The 13,228-nt window shown below is 63.3% G+C and carries 13 protein-coding genes; 4 read left to right on the top strand and 9 right to left on the bottom strand.

The genetic code is table 11. The features are described 5' to 3' along the window. Window positions 1-15: 15 nt before the first annotated feature. From BXY53_RS10520 to BXY53_RS10510, 3 genes are all read right to left on the bottom strand, one after another. The gene (locus BXY53_RS10520; RefSeq protein WP_119061957.1) at window positions 16-894 is read right to left on the bottom strand and encodes an S-methyl-5'-thioadenosine phosphorylase; all 879 of its coding nucleotides are present in this window, start codon (window positions 892-894) and stop codon (window positions 16-18) included. A gap of 70 nt (window positions 895-964) precedes the next feature. Beyond that, entirely contained in the window at window positions 965-1,699 is a 735-nt protein-coding gene (locus BXY53_RS10515; protein WP_119061956.1) for an SDR family oxidoreductase, read from the bottom strand. Window positions 1,700-1,747: 48 nt separating this feature from the next. Then, window positions 1,748-2,722 (bottom strand): calcium/sodium antiporter, encoded by a 975-nt coding sequence (locus tag BXY53_RS10510; RefSeq protein ID WP_119061955.1) that lies wholly within the window; start codon window positions 2,720-2,722, stop codon window positions 1,748-1,750. A 1,139-nt stretch (window positions 2,723-3,861) separates the two neighbouring features. Between BXY53_RS10510 and BXY53_RS10505 the strand changes: the two genes are divergently transcribed. Then, window positions 3,862-4,431, top strand: a complete 570-nt coding sequence (locus BXY53_RS10505; protein WP_119062177.1) for a GNAT family N-acetyltransferase — start codon at window positions 3,862-3,864, stop codon at window positions 4,429-4,431. 32 nt (window positions 4,432-4,463) lie between these two features. Here the strand turns inward: BXY53_RS10505 and BXY53_RS10500 are convergent, their stop codons facing one another. Continuing rightward, complete coding sequence (locus BXY53_RS10500) at window positions 4,464-5,993, bottom strand: FMN-binding glutamate synthase family protein (RefSeq protein WP_119061954.1); 1,530 nt, start codon at window positions 5,991-5,993, stop codon at window positions 4,464-4,466. A 608-nt stretch (window positions 5,994-6,601) separates the two neighbouring features. Between BXY53_RS10500 and BXY53_RS10495 the strand changes: the two genes are divergently transcribed. Continuing rightward, window positions 6,602-7,156 (top strand): thioredoxin family protein, encoded by a 555-nt coding sequence (locus tag BXY53_RS10495; RefSeq protein WP_119062176.1) that lies wholly within the window; start codon window positions 6,602-6,604, stop codon window positions 7,154-7,156. 99 nt (window positions 7,157-7,255) lie between these two features. Beyond that, on the top strand, window positions 7,256-7,564 hold the full coding sequence (locus BXY53_RS10490) for a hypothetical protein (RefSeq protein WP_147361549.1): 309 nt from the start codon (window positions 7,256-7,258) through the stop codon (window positions 7,562-7,564). Window positions 7,565-7,578: 14 nt separating this feature from the next. Here BXY53_RS10490 and BXY53_RS10485 read toward each other — a convergent pair whose 3' ends face one another. From BXY53_RS10485 to BXY53_RS10460, 5 genes are all read right to left on the bottom strand, one after another. After that, on the bottom strand, window positions 7,579-7,857 hold the full coding sequence (locus BXY53_RS10485; protein ID WP_119061952.1) for a hypothetical protein: 279 nt from the start codon (window positions 7,855-7,857) through the stop codon (window positions 7,579-7,581). Then, window positions 7,854-8,417, bottom strand: a complete 564-nt coding sequence (locus BXY53_RS10480) for a DUF2953 domain-containing protein (RefSeq protein ID WP_119061951.1) — start codon at window positions 8,415-8,417, stop codon at window positions 7,854-7,856. The genes BXY53_RS10485 and BXY53_RS10480 overlap by 4 nt, the downstream gene beginning before the upstream one ends. A gap of 12 nt (window positions 8,418-8,429) precedes the next feature. Next, entirely contained in the window at window positions 8,430-8,777 is a 348-nt protein-coding gene (locus tag BXY53_RS10475) for a GerW family sporulation protein (RefSeq protein ID WP_119062175.1), read from the bottom strand. A 599-nt stretch (window positions 8,778-9,376) separates the two neighbouring features. Beyond that, window positions 9,377-10,786: a type I glutamate--ammonia ligase gene (gene glnA, locus BXY53_RS10465; protein ID WP_119061950.1), complete on the bottom strand. Its 1,410-nt coding sequence runs from the start codon at window positions 10,784-10,786 to the stop codon at window positions 9,377-9,379. Between the two features lie 112 nt (window positions 10,787-10,898). Continuing rightward, window positions 10,899-11,237 carry a P-II family nitrogen regulator gene (locus BXY53_RS10460; RefSeq protein WP_119061949.1) on the bottom strand — a complete coding sequence of 113 codons (339 nt, stop codon included), beginning with the start codon at window positions 11,235-11,237 and terminating at the stop codon, window positions 10,899-10,901. 456 nt (window positions 11,238-11,693) lie between these two features. On the opposite strand from BXY53_RS10460, the gene BXY53_RS10455 reads away from it, so the two are divergent. After that, window positions 11,694-13,196 (top strand): NAD(P)H-hydrate dehydratase, encoded by a 1,503-nt coding sequence (locus BXY53_RS10455; RefSeq protein WP_245410442.1) that lies wholly within the window; start codon window positions 11,694-11,696, stop codon window positions 13,194-13,196. The last annotated feature ends 32 nt before the right edge of the window (window positions 13,197-13,228 follow it).

Below are 13,228 nucleotides of genomic sequence, written 5' to 3'. Positions count from 1 at the left end.
CCGGTTCTGAGGTGGTCACGAAGCATTGAGGACGCGGCCAGCCACGGCGTCGAGCTTGGCCAGCAGCGCGGGGTCACGCGCCTCGGGCGCGGTGATCAAGGCGTGGTCGAGCGCGCGGTCGGACCCCAGCGGACAGGCGGGGTGCTCGCGCGGGAAGTCGCGCGCCAGGCAGGCGATCAGGCGGGCGGCCTTGCTGGCGTTTTCGCGGACGACGCGCAGGATGTCGGTGATGTCCACGTCGCGGTGCTCGTCGTGCCAGCAGTCATAGTCCGTGACCATCGCCACGGTTGCGTAGCAGATCTCCGCCTCGCGGGCGAGCTTGGCCTCGGGCATGTTGGTCATGCCGATCACGTCGCAGCCCCAGGTGCGATAGAGCTCGGATTCGGCGCGGGTGGAGAATTGCGGGCCTTCCATTACGAGATAGGTGCCGCCGCGCTTGTAGCTGATCGATTCCGCCTGCGCCGCAGCCTCCAGCCGGTCGACGAGGCCAGGGCTGACAGGATCGGCCATAGCGACATGCGCGACGCAGCCCGCGCCGAAAAAGCTCTTGGCGCGAGCAAAGGTGCGGTCGATGAACTGGTCGACGAGGACGAACGTGCCGGGCGAAAGCTCCTCGCGGAACGAGCCGCAGGCGGACACGGAGATCAGATCAGTAACGCCGGCGCGCTTCATCGCATCGATGTTGGCGCGGTAGTTGATGTCCGTCGGCCCAAGCCGGTGGCCCTTGCCGTGCCGCGCCAGAAAGACGACCGGCAACCCGTCGATCTCTCCGCGGACCGGCGGCGCCGAGGGCTCGCCCCATGGACTTTCTATCGCAAGTTCCTGCGGGTTTGTCAGGCCAGGCAGGTCATAGACTCCGCTGCCGCCGATGATGCCGAGAACAGATTGCGTCATGAGCCGGCGTCCCCGTTGTTAACGCTGTTGCGAAGGCTATAGCAGGCGAGTGCTGCGCAGGACAATCACGTCACTGGAGATGTTCGCCCCCGTCCAGGGTGATCATCTGGCCGGTCACTGAGCGCGCGCGCAGGAGGAAGACGACGGCATCGGCGATCTCTTCGGGCTTTGCGCCATGGCGCAACAGTGTTGACTCCCACTCGCGCGCGAAATCGGCCTCTGTCTGGTAATGGTTGGGCAGGACCGGCCCGGGCGCGATGGCGTTGACGCGGATGCGCGGCGCGAGCGCCTGAGCCATGGTGCGCGTGGCGGTCCAGAGCGCGGACTTGCTGAGCGTGTAGGAGAAGAAGGTTGGCGTGAGCCGCAGCACGCGCTGGTCGATGATATTGATGATGTTGCCGTCCTGCCCGGCGGGCAGCGCCTTGTCGAAGGCCTGGGCGAGCATGACCGGCGCGCGGAGGTTGGTGTTCTGATGCGCGGCCCAGCTCTCCGCCGTGAAGTCACGGACCGAATCGCGCTCGAAGATCGACGCGTTGTTGACGAGACAGTCGGGCGGGCCGAGCGCCTCGGCACAGGCCGGCACGAGACGCCGCGTCTCGTCGTAATCGCTCAGGTCTGCCTTCAGCGGTGCAACGCGGGCACCCAGCGCGCGTAGCTCCTCGGCGAAGCTCTCAGCCTCATGGCGCGAGCGATTGTAATGCAGGCCGATCGCCCAGCCCTCCTCGACGAGCCGACGCGCAACGGAGCGGCCGATACGCTTGGCGGCGCCAGTCACGAGAGCGATGGGCGGACTGTGATCGGTCATCGAAACTGCTGCATCTGTCGACTGGCGTTCCCGGGTCGTGCGGCGGGCCTATTGCACAACCGCCAGACCGGCCTGCGCGCCCGGGCTGAGCAGAAAGCCGATATAGGCGACATAGGCCACAAGGAACGCGATACCCGCTATACGACCGATGGGCACCTCCCAGACCACGAAGGGCACCAGAATCACGGTCGCCGCCAGCATGACCCAGATATCCAGCCGCAAAATCTCGGCCGGGATTTCGATCGGCGTGACCATAGCTGTAATGCCGATGATGGCCAGCATGTTGAACAGGTTGCTGCCCAGCACGTTGCCGAGCGCCAGCGCCCCGTGTTGGCGAATCGCGGCAATGACCGTCGTAGCCAATTCGGGCAGCGAGGTGCCGATCGCCACGACGGTGAGGCCGATCACCGCGTCGGAGACCCCCCAGACACGCGCGACAGAGGCCGCGCCATCGACCGTCAGATGCGCGGCAACCGGCAGGCCGACCAGCCCGAGAACAAGCGCGCCAATGGACACCCAGATAGGTCCCGCCAGCGGCTCGACATCATCGTCGATCGGAACGAGGCTCCCATCTGCCCGGCTGCGCATCGCCCGGCGCGCGGAGAGCCACAGAAAGGCGATCAGCAGGCCGAACAGGAGCGCGCCGTCCCAGAAGGTCATCGGCGTCAGGAAACAAAGGACGGTGAAGAGGATGCTCGTGCCCAGCACGATGTAGGTGTTGCGGTCGAGCGCGTGATGGTCGCAGCGCGTTGCGCTGATGATCGCGGGCAGGCCCAGGACCAGCAGGACGTTGGCAATGTTGCTGCCCACGACGTTACCGATCGCGATGCCGGGCAGGTCATCAAGCGCCGCCTTGACCGAAACCACCAGTTCCGGGGCCGAAGTACCGAAAGCGACAACCGTGAGGCCAACGATCAGCGGCGGGATGCCGAGGCGGTAGGAAATGTCTGCGGCACCGCGCACAAGGACGTCGCCAAAGACGACGAGCAAGACGAGACCACCGGCGAGCTGCACGTAGATCATCCTGCTGCGAAAGCCTCCCGAAACTGAAAGACCGCCCGGTCAGAGCGAGTTGGATCCAGCCACCACACGTTGCGACGAGGGATGCCGCGCATGGCGTCCACAGAGTTTTCAACAAGGCTGTCAGCGGCCCGCGCCGGCCTCATCACGCTGCTCGCGGATTTAAGCTGCCCTGCCGGTATTTCCAAGCGTGGTGTCCGCCCGGGCCTTCGCTATCGCTCAAGTATGTGAAATCGCGGCGATTCCAAGCGCCTGTTTGACGAAGGTGGTATCGCTGCAGGCTTTTTGGCACATCCGCACAACCTGTGCGCGAAAGATGCCGCCGGCACGTCACCCCGCGGAGAGTCCGCCGGACACGGGGAAACCCGGCCATCGGCTGCGGCAAACAATCAAAGGTTGCATAATTTTTTGCTTGCAAGCGTAATAATGCGCGTATAAGGTGCAGACATCTGAACGACACAACTGGTTTGTGGTCGCGACGGGCAAAAACATCCTCTCGTGCACGCGGGAGGTCGAGATTGACAATCGGCACCAAAGGAGTTCGGGGATAACAGAGACCGCGCAGATGTTGAGGGACACTTGCCGGTCTTTACACCTGAAACATTCAGGCGCCGCATTGTTTTTCATGGCCGGATCGTTCCCTTCGGCCAGTCACCATTGCCCGACGTCTCCACACCGGTTGGTTCAGACCCTGCGGATCAGGGCATTCACGATAAGGATGTCCGGGTCCAAAGGGTGCGAACATACGGTTTAGTACCGTGTGCGTAGCGTAGAAGTACCGCGTTTGGGACAAGGCAAGAATGCGCCGGACTGATCATCTGGCGTTTTCATAGCCCAGTCCTCTCCCTCTCTAGTGCCCAAAACGGCCGGATCCTTACCCCCATCGGGATCCGGCCACCTCTCCCCCTTCATGAATTAACCACTGATTGAAAGCCGCTTGTGGCGACGCGGAGCGCATTCCATGTGTCCGGTGCCCGACTAAGCTCTCCCGTTCCGGCATGCCAGTCATGCGCTCGCGCACCCCTGAATCGGTGGCTAAGGGGTCTTACCGAGGCCACATTCCCCAGTGTATGCTGCAGCGCAGCAAAGCCGGGCGCCGCCCGGTTTCTGCCATGACGCAACGCAACCCGGGAGAGGTTCTCATGACTGAGTCTGACTTCTGGGGAGGAACGTTCAGAAAGCTCTGGCCAACGGAAACAGAGAAGTTCCGTGACCACCTGCTGAGGCTGGATAAGGAAACCCGGCGCCTTCGCTTCGGCATGCCGGTCAATGATCAGTTCATCAGCGACTACGCCGCGCGCGTTGGCGATTGGGACAGCATCATCCACGCCTTCGTCGTGAACGGCGAGGTGCGCGCCGCGGCCGAGTTGCGCCGGATCGGCGATCACTGGTCCGGCGAGGCCGAGGCCGCGTTTTCGGTCGAGACCGATTACCAGAACAAGGGCATCGGCAGCGAACTGCTCGGGCGTGTGGTGCGTTCAGCGCGAAATCGGGGCATCGACCGGCTCTACATGAACTGCCTGCTGGAGAACCGGAAGATGCAGCGCGTCGCCAAGAAGTTCGAGGCGTCCCTGCAGTTCGAGCACGGCGATGTCATCGGCCGCGTCCAGCCGGGCGTCCCGACCTACTTGTCAATCTGGAGCGAGGCCATCGAGGACGGCAGCAACTTCATGATGGCGGTGCTCGATCTGCCGAAGCGTCGCGCCGCCTGAGACGGAGCGCGGTCTACCCGCCGGGCTTCTTGTTAGGCCGCAACGGTCTGGGCGCTTCCCGGCTGGACCGGCGGATGAAGCTCATCAAGCGGCACCGACCGGCCGCTGGGCTGGACCATGCGGCAGTGATACCGCTTCAATGCGCGCGCGTGCGGTACGCCGCAGGAATGCGCAATAATCCCGACATCCTTGCGCATCTTCTCGACGTACTGCATGACCCGCACCGCCTTATCCGTCGGGTCGAGCCCCCGTTGGAGACGCGGATTGTGCGTCGTGATGCCGGTGGGACAGGTGTTCTTGTTGCATTTCAGCGCCTGGATGCAGCCCAGCGCAAACATGAAGCCGCGCGCCGAGACAACCGAATCGGCGCCGGCGCAGTAGGCCCAGGCAACCTCCGACGGCGTCACCAGCTTGCCGGACGCGAACAGCTTGATACGCTCTCGCAGTCCGTACCGTGTGAGCACGTCGGCGACCAACGGCAGCGCCTCCCGGATCGGCAATCCGACATGATCCATGAGGGCCATGGGGGCCGCGCCCGTGCCGCCGTCCCCCGAATCGATGGTGATGAAGTCGGGCGCGCTCTCAACGCCACGAAGATTTACCTCCTCGCACATCTGCTCAAGCCAGCCATAGGCGCCGACGACGCTCTTGAAGCCGGTCGGCTTGCCCGAAACCGCGCGTATATGCCCAATGACGTCAAGCATCTGCTGGACATTGTCGATTTCCGGGTGCCGGTTCGGCGAGACGGAATCCTGATAGGCGGGGATGCCGCGAATCTTCGCGATTTCGGGTGTCACCTTCACGCCGGGTAGCAGACCGCCTTTGCCGGGTTTCGCGCCCTGGCTCATCTTCAGCTCGATCATCTTCACCTGCGGGATTGCACCGACCTCGCGGAGCTTTCCGTCATCAAGCCGCCCGTCCAGCGTGCGGACGCCGTATTTCGCCGTGCCGATCTGCAGCACGATATCCGCACCGCCTTCGAGATGTTGCGGCGCCAGCCCGCCCTCGCCCGTATTGAGCCAGCATCCCGCCATGCCAGCGCCTTTCGACAGCGCGCGCACGGCCGGGTCGGAAATCGCGCCATAGCTCATGCCGGAGATGTTGATGAGAGAGGCAAACTCGTAAGGGTTGGGCGTGTATTCGCCAACGACGACCCTGGGCGTGGGCGCTCCGTCACTTTCCAGTGTCGGGAACGGACAGTTGACGAACACCGGTGAGCCGGCCTCCGTCAGGTTATGGGTCGAGCCGAAGGCAACTGTGTTATCGCTACCGGCTGAAGATTTGTAGACCCAGTCGCGCTGCGCCCGATTGAAGGGCATCTCCTCCCGGTCCATAGCGAAGAAATACTGGCGGAAAAACTCACCGAGTGTCGTGAAAATGTGCCGGAACCGACCAATCACCGGATAATTGCGCCGGACCGCATCCTGAGTCTGCGCAACGTCGATAACGAACAGAATCACGATGGCCAGTGCCCCGAGCCCGACCGTAAACACGAACAGCTTGGTCAGGAGGTCAAGACCCTCCATGGTCATGTAACTGATCCAGTCCAATTCCATTCCCATGACGCTCCCCTTAACGGCGCGGCGGAGGTTCGCTCCGCATCTGCTGCCGGGATACCATCTCGCGGGTCAGGAGTGCTGTCACATCGCCTCAAATCCGCGCGATGTGCGCGCGAGGCAGATCAACAGGGGAGCGGAAGCAGAAAAAGCAAAGGACCTCCACGGGTGCGCCGCGAGGTCCTCGCATACTCTTTCGCTTTGGCCGGCTCAGCGGCGCGGCTTCTTGCGTCGCTTCGGTCAAACTGCCTGCGGGCCGTTTGTCAGGGCCCCGCACGGCATCGGCGCAATAGCACCGCCTTACCGGCCGACTGATCTTAACCAGTTCTCACAGGCGGCATTCACAGTAACCACCAGGTAACGCAAACGCCTTCACCTGTCGTTTCAGGTCGTTTTTTCGAAAATTCGCCCTCCAGCACGAGGGAAAGCCAACGCAACTGTCAGGCGGCCGGAGAAACCTTGGGCGGAGTCATTTTCCTAGACCTCCTTTCCTTGGTTACGAAAAGTATGCGCCTCTGATTCGTGCGCGTCAATACTGTTGTTGAAATGCCCGGCCAGCCGCCTTAGGCTACACGGTCCACACGCGTCTCCACAGCCAATGCGGGAGCATGTTCATGGCCGTAAAAACCCCGATCTGCGACTTCGGCTGGAAGGCACCGGCATTCGAGCTGCCGGGCACCGACATGCGGCTCTACACGCTGTCGGATATTCAGGGGACGAACGGCACGCTGATCATGTTCATCTGCAATCATTGCCCTTATGTCCGCGGGGTCATCGACCGGCTCGTGCGCGATGTGCGCGAATTGCAGGCGCTCGGGATCGGGGTGGCGGCCATCTGCTCGAACGACGCTGAGAATTACCCCGAGGATTCCTTCGAGAACATGAAGCGCTTCGCCGCCGAACACGGCTTCACATTCCCCTATCTCCACGACGAGAGCCAACAGGCGGCGCAAGAATATGGCGCGGTCTGCACCCCCGACTTCTTCGGCTTCAACCGGGAGCTTGAGCTGCAATACCGCGGCAGGCTGGACGAAAGCGGCAAGGCGCCGGCGCCCCCCGACGCGAAACGTGAGCTTTACGAGGCGATGAAGCAGGTTGCCGAGACCGGACACGGGCCTGTCGAACAGACACCATCCATGGGCTGCTCGATCAAATGGAAGGCGGCCTGAGCCTCGGGCCGTTAACCTTTCATTAACCCTGTTTAAGCCGTTAGCGATAAATTTAGACGAATGCCGTTTACTCTCCCGCGTCGCTAGGGGGAGGTGCGCATGACGCTGGCGGATTACGCCCGCTTTGCCTTATTGATCGCGCTCGGCGTCCTGTCCTTCATCGTGTTTCTGGTCGCCGGAACGCTGGTGGGGTTGATGTTCGTCGACCCCTACGGCTGCCGGTGCGTCTACCCGTTTCCCCCGGTTGGGCTGTATGTTCTGGGGATCCTGGGCCTCCTGCTTCTCATTCCGATGGTCCGCACCGCCGTGGTGGACGCGCCCGAGGCGCTTGAGAGGATCGGGCTGACGAGCAATGCGGCCATCGCCACGAGCATCATTTCGGTGCTCGTGCTGATCGTCGTCCTATAGCTTCGGCCTTGCCATCAGGCGCCCCGATCAGCCTCGCCGAGCGCGACCGCTTGCTGCTCGAAATCTTGGCGCTGGCCGGGGTAGCGCCGGTCGAAGGCGTCCAGCTCCAGGGCGCGCCCTGTCGCATCGAAGGCGAGCGTCACGCCGCTGCGGCGGATGAGGATGGCGAGGGGCCGCTTCGTTCCGTGAAATGACGGCGCATCGCCCGCGTGGAATGCTTGGACTTTTTGCTCCACGACTGCGGTAACGGCCATGTCGCCAACGCGCAGCACCGTGTCAAGCGCAACCGTCATCGCCCTGGCCCGAAGCTGCGCCAGGCAAAGCGGATCACTGGCGACACGAACGTCACCGGGATGAAACTCAGGTCGGCGCTGAGCCGGCCGGCCAGTCGCAACTGCTCGAAATCCGGCCGGACCTGAACGGCCACGCGGGGTGCAGCCGGGCAAGCGTATCGAACCGCCTGAAACAGCCCGAAAAGCTGTCCGGTGTCGGCGGGGTCGCCGAGACCCAAATCCGCGTCGACCGTGAGCTGGCGCAGGCGCACGCGGGTCAGCAGATCGGCCAGAAGCGTCGGCACCTCTCGCAGTACGCGGGAGATAGTGCGAGGTCGAGGCGTCCGGGATGGCCTTGTGGGTTCCCGCCTTACGGCGCGCTTCGCCTCTCGCCGCGCGCTGTCAAACAGGCGGAGCGGCGGGATCAATCCTGCGAACAAGCGCACCACGACGATCGCCCGCGCCTGCGGTTCGCTGGAAAAGACGCAACGGAGCCTGACCGGCGTCACGGTGACCGCGACGATCCCCGCCAAGATCAGCAAAAGGATCGCCAGCAGCGCCCAGAGCAAGCCTGCGATCATGGTGCGCGCCCGTCACTGCCCCTCTTGTCGGCTTGCCTGCCGCTCCATCACGCGGCTCGCCGCCTCGCCGATCGTCTCGACCAGGCTGGTCATCGCGCCCTTCATGCCTTCCACGCGCGCGCCATGCTGGTCGATCACGATCGCCCCGACCGGCTTGATGCCGCCGGCCCCGCCGGTGCCGGCGCCCTGGCCTTTCTTCTGGTCCGCACCGCCGCCCGCGCCAAAGCCAAAGCCGTAGCTGACCATGGGAATGATGGTAACGCCGTCGCGTTCGATCGGCTCGCCCAGCACGTTCTTCGCGTTCAGCAGGCGGTCGAGTTCATCGACCGTTCCCTTCAGCAGGCGTTCGACATCTTCCATTACGGTCTCCAAGAGGTGGTTGGCACGGGGCGACATTACCCTCGGGCCGTTTGATGCGCGTTACCCTAGATCATCAGGGCACACAAGGCGCCGCTTTTCGACGTCCCGGCCTGGCCAGGCGTTATGGCGGCGGGAGAGCCCAACCTACCTCGCTGAAGGTAACTGACCGTCAAATCACGCCCTAGCGGCTGGCCGCAATGAGCAATGGAGAGAGAAACAAATGACGTTTCCTGTCGACAATGAAACGCTGATGATAAGCGAGCGCCACGGAATCGAGATCGATTAATACCCGAAATGTCGGGGCGTGAGGCTCGACCGCGGCCAACTAAACAACACCATAGAGCGCTCCATGGCCGCCACCTCCTGCACTGCGCCGGCGCGGGAGCCGGAGCGGCCCTGCAAGAAGAAACGCGAATCCTTCCTCGGCGAGCTGTTCGCCTTCTAGCCATTCACGCCATGAAAAAAGGGCGGCCACCCGGGGCCGCCCTGTCAGGGGAGGAAGAAAAACGCCTCAGCGCCTTCTGACTTTAAGCGCGATTTTTCCGAAAACCGGTGTCCATCCCGGATCATGTCCGGGACAGGCTTTTTCGGATCGCGCTTTAGACGCTGTAATACAGGTCGAACTCGACCGGATGCGGCATCTGCTCGAAGCGCTCCACCTCTTCCATCTTCAGCTCGATGTAGCCGTCGATCTGGTCGTCGGTGAAGACGCCGCCACGCTTCAGGAATTCGCGGTCCTTGTCGAGCGCGTCGATGGCCTCACGCAGCGAACCGCAGACGGTCGGAATGCCTTCCAGCTCGGCCGGCGGCAGGTCGTACAGGTTCTTGTCCATCGGATCGCCCGGATGGATGCGGTTCTGGATACCGTCCAGGCCGGCCATCAGCATCGCGGAGAACGCCAGGTACGGGTTCGCGGACGGGTCCGGGAAACGGATCTCGATGCGCTTGCCCTTCGGGCTGGCCACGTGCGGGATGCGGCACGAAGCCGAACGGTTCCGCGAGGAATAGGCCAGCAGCACCGGCGCCTCATAGCCCGGAACCAGACGCTTGTAGGAATTGGTCGTCGGGTTCGAGAAAGCGTTGATGACGCGCGCGTGCTTCAGGATGCCGCCGATGTAGTACAGGCAGGTCTCCGACAGGTCGGCATACTGGCTGCCCGCGAAGACCGGCTCGGAGCCGCGCCAGATCGACTGGTGCACGTGCATGCCGGTGCCGTTGTCGCCAAAGACCGGCTTGGGCATGAAGGTCGCCGTCTTTCCGTAGGCCTGGGCGACGTTATGCACCGCGTACTTGTACTTCTGGATGCGGTCGGCGACGTCAACCAGGGTCGAGAACTTCAAGCCCAGCTCATGCTGCGCCGCGCCAACCTCGTGGTGGTGCTTCTCCACATCGACGCCCATGTCCGCCAGCACGCTCAGCATCTCCGAGCGGATGTCCTGCGCGCTGTCGACCGGCGGAACGGGGAAATAACCGCCCTTCGTGCGCGGACGATGGGCGAGATTGCCCATCTCGTACTCGGTGTCCGTGTTGGCCGGCAGCTCCATGCTGTCCAGGCGGAAGCCGCAGTTGTACGGATCCGAGGCGAAACGGACGTCGTCAAAGATAAAGAACTCCGGCTCCGGGCCGAAAAACGCCTTGTCGCCGATGCCGGTCTGCTGCAGGTAGGCTTCGGCCTTGCGGGCGGTGCCGCGCGCGTCGCGCTCGTAGCGCTCGCCCGTGGTCGGTTCGAAGATGTCGCAGAACAGCACCATCGTGGACTGCGCGAAGAACGGATCGATGTAGGCCGTGCCGGCATCCGGCAAGAGCTGCATGTCGGACTGCGAAATGTCCTTCCAGCCAGCGATCGAGGAGCCGTCGAACATGATGCCGTCGGTGAAGGAATCCTCGTCGAACGCCGAGACGTCCATAGTGACGTGCTGCATCTTTCCGCGCGGGTCGGAAAACCGCAGATCGACGAACTTCACGCCCTCGTCCTTGATCCGTCTCAGAACTTCAGCTTGATCTGCCATGACACTCCCTTTTGCTTCTCATGACTTGGGTTGGCCCTAGGGAAAACCGCCGCGCCAGCGCGACCGGTATCTCGAAAATGCCTGCTTGCGAATGTTCGCCTCGCGCCGACTGTCAAAGCGCGTCGGTGCCCGTCTCGCCCGTGCGTATGCGCACCGCGTCCTCGATCGTGGTCACGAATATCTTGCCGTCGCCGATGCGCCCCGTGCGCGCCGCGCTCTGAATCGTCTCCAGCGCCTTGTCGAGCATGTCATCGGCCAGCACCAGCTCCACCTTCACCTTGGGAAGAAAGTCGACCACATACTCCGCGCCCCGATACAGTTCCGTGTGTCCCTTCTGCCGGCCGAAGCCCTTGGCCTCGGTCACGGTAATGCCCTGAAGCCCCATCTCCTGCAGCGCTTCCTTCACTTCGTCGAGTTTGAACGGCTTGATGATGGCCTCGATCTTTTTCATGTCCCTGGCGTCCTTCCGCGTGATTTCTGCGGCGCGGCCGCGCGGCTTCGCTGCGCTGCGCCTTTCTCCGCCGTGAGAAGCATAAGTCGTGCCAAAAACGCAGTGTGCCGCTTTGTGAGGCGCAAATGGCGCGTGTGACCTGCTCAGGACAGCAATTCTGCCCATATCGCAGGCGTTGTGACTATTTATTGGGCATAACTCCCTTTCGGGCGGGTGAATCCGTCCCTGTGCACGTGATGCGTGTGGCCGGTTTCTTTAAATGTTGCGGCGTCACAGTATTGCTCCTAATGTGCCTCGCGCGGCCTGTGACGGATTGGCTCACCGCATTATGCGTGGGTGTCCCGGCGCGGCGCTGCGGCTCGCTGGTCTTGCCTGCCCTTCGGTCTGCCGGCATTCGCATCGGCGCCGTTGCAGGCGTCCCTCTCGACGTTTTCCGGATAGTGCATGGGCTGACAAGTGCTTGAGTTATTGACCACCGAAGAGATGATCCGTGCCGAGAAACTCGCCATGGAGAACGGCACGTCGAGCCTCATCCTCATGGAAAACGCGGGCAACGGCGTCGCGGAAGATGTCGTCAAGCGCTTCCCGCGGGGCAGCAAGGTGGTGGTGCTCTGCGGGCCCGGGCGCAATGGCGGAGACGGTTTCGTCGCCGCGCGACGCCTGCGTGAGCGGGGCTATCATATCCGCCTGGCGCTATTGGGAGACAAGCACAAGCTGCCGGCCGAGTCCCAGGAGATGGCCAAACGCTGGGACGAGACCATCGAGCCGATGACGCCGGACTGTCTCGACGGCGCACAGCTTATTGTTGACGCGATATTCGGCTCCGGCCTCAAGGATGACGTGCGCGACGTCCCCGCCCAGATGATCGAGGATGCCACACGGCGCAACCTGCCGGTGGTGGCCGTCGACATGCCGACGGGCGTTGATGCGACCTCGGGGCAGATTCGGGGCACAGCGTTCAAGGCGACCAGCACGGTTTCCTTCTACCGGCGCAAGACCGGGCAGGTGCTGTTTCCCGGTCGAACCTATTGCGGCGACGTCACGACCGTCGACATCGGCATTCCGGCCTCGGTGATGAAGGAGGTGGGCCCGCGCGCCTTCTCCGATCAGCCTGAACTGTGGCTGAAATACTATCCGCGCCTGAAACTGACGGGTCACAAATACGATCGCGGTCATGCAGTCGTCGTCTCCGGCGACATGGAGCGCACCGGGGCGGCGCGGCTCGGGGCGCGCGCTGCGCTGCGTATGGGCGCCGGGCTGGTCTCGCTGGCCAGTTCGAAATCGGCCTTTTACATCAATGCGGCGCAGCTCACGACCGTCATGGTGGATGCCTATGACGGACCCGAAGGACTGGCCGACCTGCTCAATGATCAGCGCATCACAGCGGTCATGATTGGGCCCGGCGCAGGAGTCACCGAGGAAACCCAGCAGAACGTCGGCGCCGTCCTGAACAGCACTTCGGCGGTCGTGATCGACGCGGACGGGCTGACCTCCTTCGAGGATGATCCCACCGTTCTTTTCGAGCAGATCAATTACCGCGAGCCGCCGGTCATTCTCACCCCGCACGAGGGCGAGTTCGCTCGCGTCTTCCCGGAACTGACGGAAGAGCCCTCCAAGCTGGAGCGCGCTCGAGCCGCGGCGGAGCTGTCCGGGGCCGTTATCGTGCTGAAAGGGCCGGACACCGTGATCGCCGCGCCGAATGGAGTCGCCGGGCTTGTCGAGAACGCGCCACCCTGGCTGGCCACTGCCGGGACGGGCGACGTGCTCGCGGGCATCATCACCGGCCTGCTGGCCCAGGGCATGGACGCGCTGGACGCTGCGATGGCGGGGGTGTGGATCCACGGGGAGACGGCGAAGGAGATCGGACCCGGCATGATCGCGGAGGACATGAGCGAAGCGCTGCCCCAGATCATCCGCCGGCTCGATGAGCGCGCCGACCTGTTTTCCGGCACGAACTGATCAGCCTGGACGGGTTCTGACCGGCCGATCAC

Source organism: Dichotomicrobium thermohalophilum (assembly GCF_003550175.1).
GTDB classification, from domain to species: domain Bacteria; phylum Pseudomonadota; class Alphaproteobacteria; order Rhizobiales; family Rhodomicrobiaceae; genus Dichotomicrobium; species Dichotomicrobium thermohalophilum.
Note: the sequence above shows the minus strand (reverse complement) of the source record. Positions and strands in the feature narration are given on the sequence as shown.

What these genes read in the sequence shown, in the direction of transcription:
- BXY53_RS10520 (WP_119061957.1), bottom strand. Translation starts at nt 894, where the DNA reads ATGACGCAATCTGTTCTCGGCATCATCGGCGGCAGCGGAGTCTATGAC.
- BXY53_RS10515 (WP_119061956.1), bottom strand. Translation starts at nt 1,699, where the DNA reads ATGACCGATCACAGTCCGCCCATCGCTCTCGTGACTGGCGCCGCCAAG.
- BXY53_RS10510 (WP_119061955.1), bottom strand. Translation starts at nt 2,722, where the DNA reads ATGATCTACGTGCAGCTCGCCGGTGGTCTCGTCTTGCTCGTCGTCTTT.
- BXY53_RS10505 (WP_119062177.1), top strand. Translation starts at nt 3,862, where the DNA reads ATGACTGAGTCTGACTTCTGGGGAGGAACGTTCAGAAAGCTCTGGCCA.
- BXY53_RS10500 (WP_119061954.1), bottom strand. Translation starts at nt 5,993, where the DNA reads ATGGGAATGGAATTGGACTGGATCAGTTACATGACCATGGAGGGTCTT.
- BXY53_RS10495 (WP_119062176.1), top strand. Translation starts at nt 6,602, where the DNA reads ATGGCCGTAAAAACCCCGATCTGCGACTTCGGCTGGAAGGCACCGGCA.
- BXY53_RS10490 (WP_147361549.1), top strand. Translation starts at nt 7,256, where the DNA reads ATGACGCTGGCGGATTACGCCCGCTTTGCCTTATTGATCGCGCTCGGC.
- BXY53_RS10485 (WP_119061952.1), bottom strand. Translation starts at nt 7,857, where the DNA reads ATGACGGTTGCGCTTGACACGGTGCTGCGCGTTGGCGACATGGCCGTT.
- BXY53_RS10480 (WP_119061951.1), bottom strand. Translation starts at nt 8,417, where the DNA reads ATGATCGCAGGCTTGCTCTGGGCGCTGCTGGCGATCCTTTTGCTGATC.
- BXY53_RS10475 (WP_119062175.1), bottom strand. Translation starts at nt 8,777, where the DNA reads ATGGAAGATGTCGAACGCCTGCTGAAGGGAACGGTCGATGAACTCGAC.
- glnA (WP_119061950.1), bottom strand. Translation starts at nt 10,786, where the DNA reads ATGGCAGATCAAGCTGAAGTTCTGAGACGGATCAAGGACGAGGGCGTG.
- BXY53_RS10460 (WP_119061949.1), bottom strand. Translation starts at nt 11,237, where the DNA reads ATGAAAAAGATCGAGGCCATCATCAAGCCGTTCAAACTCGACGAAGTG.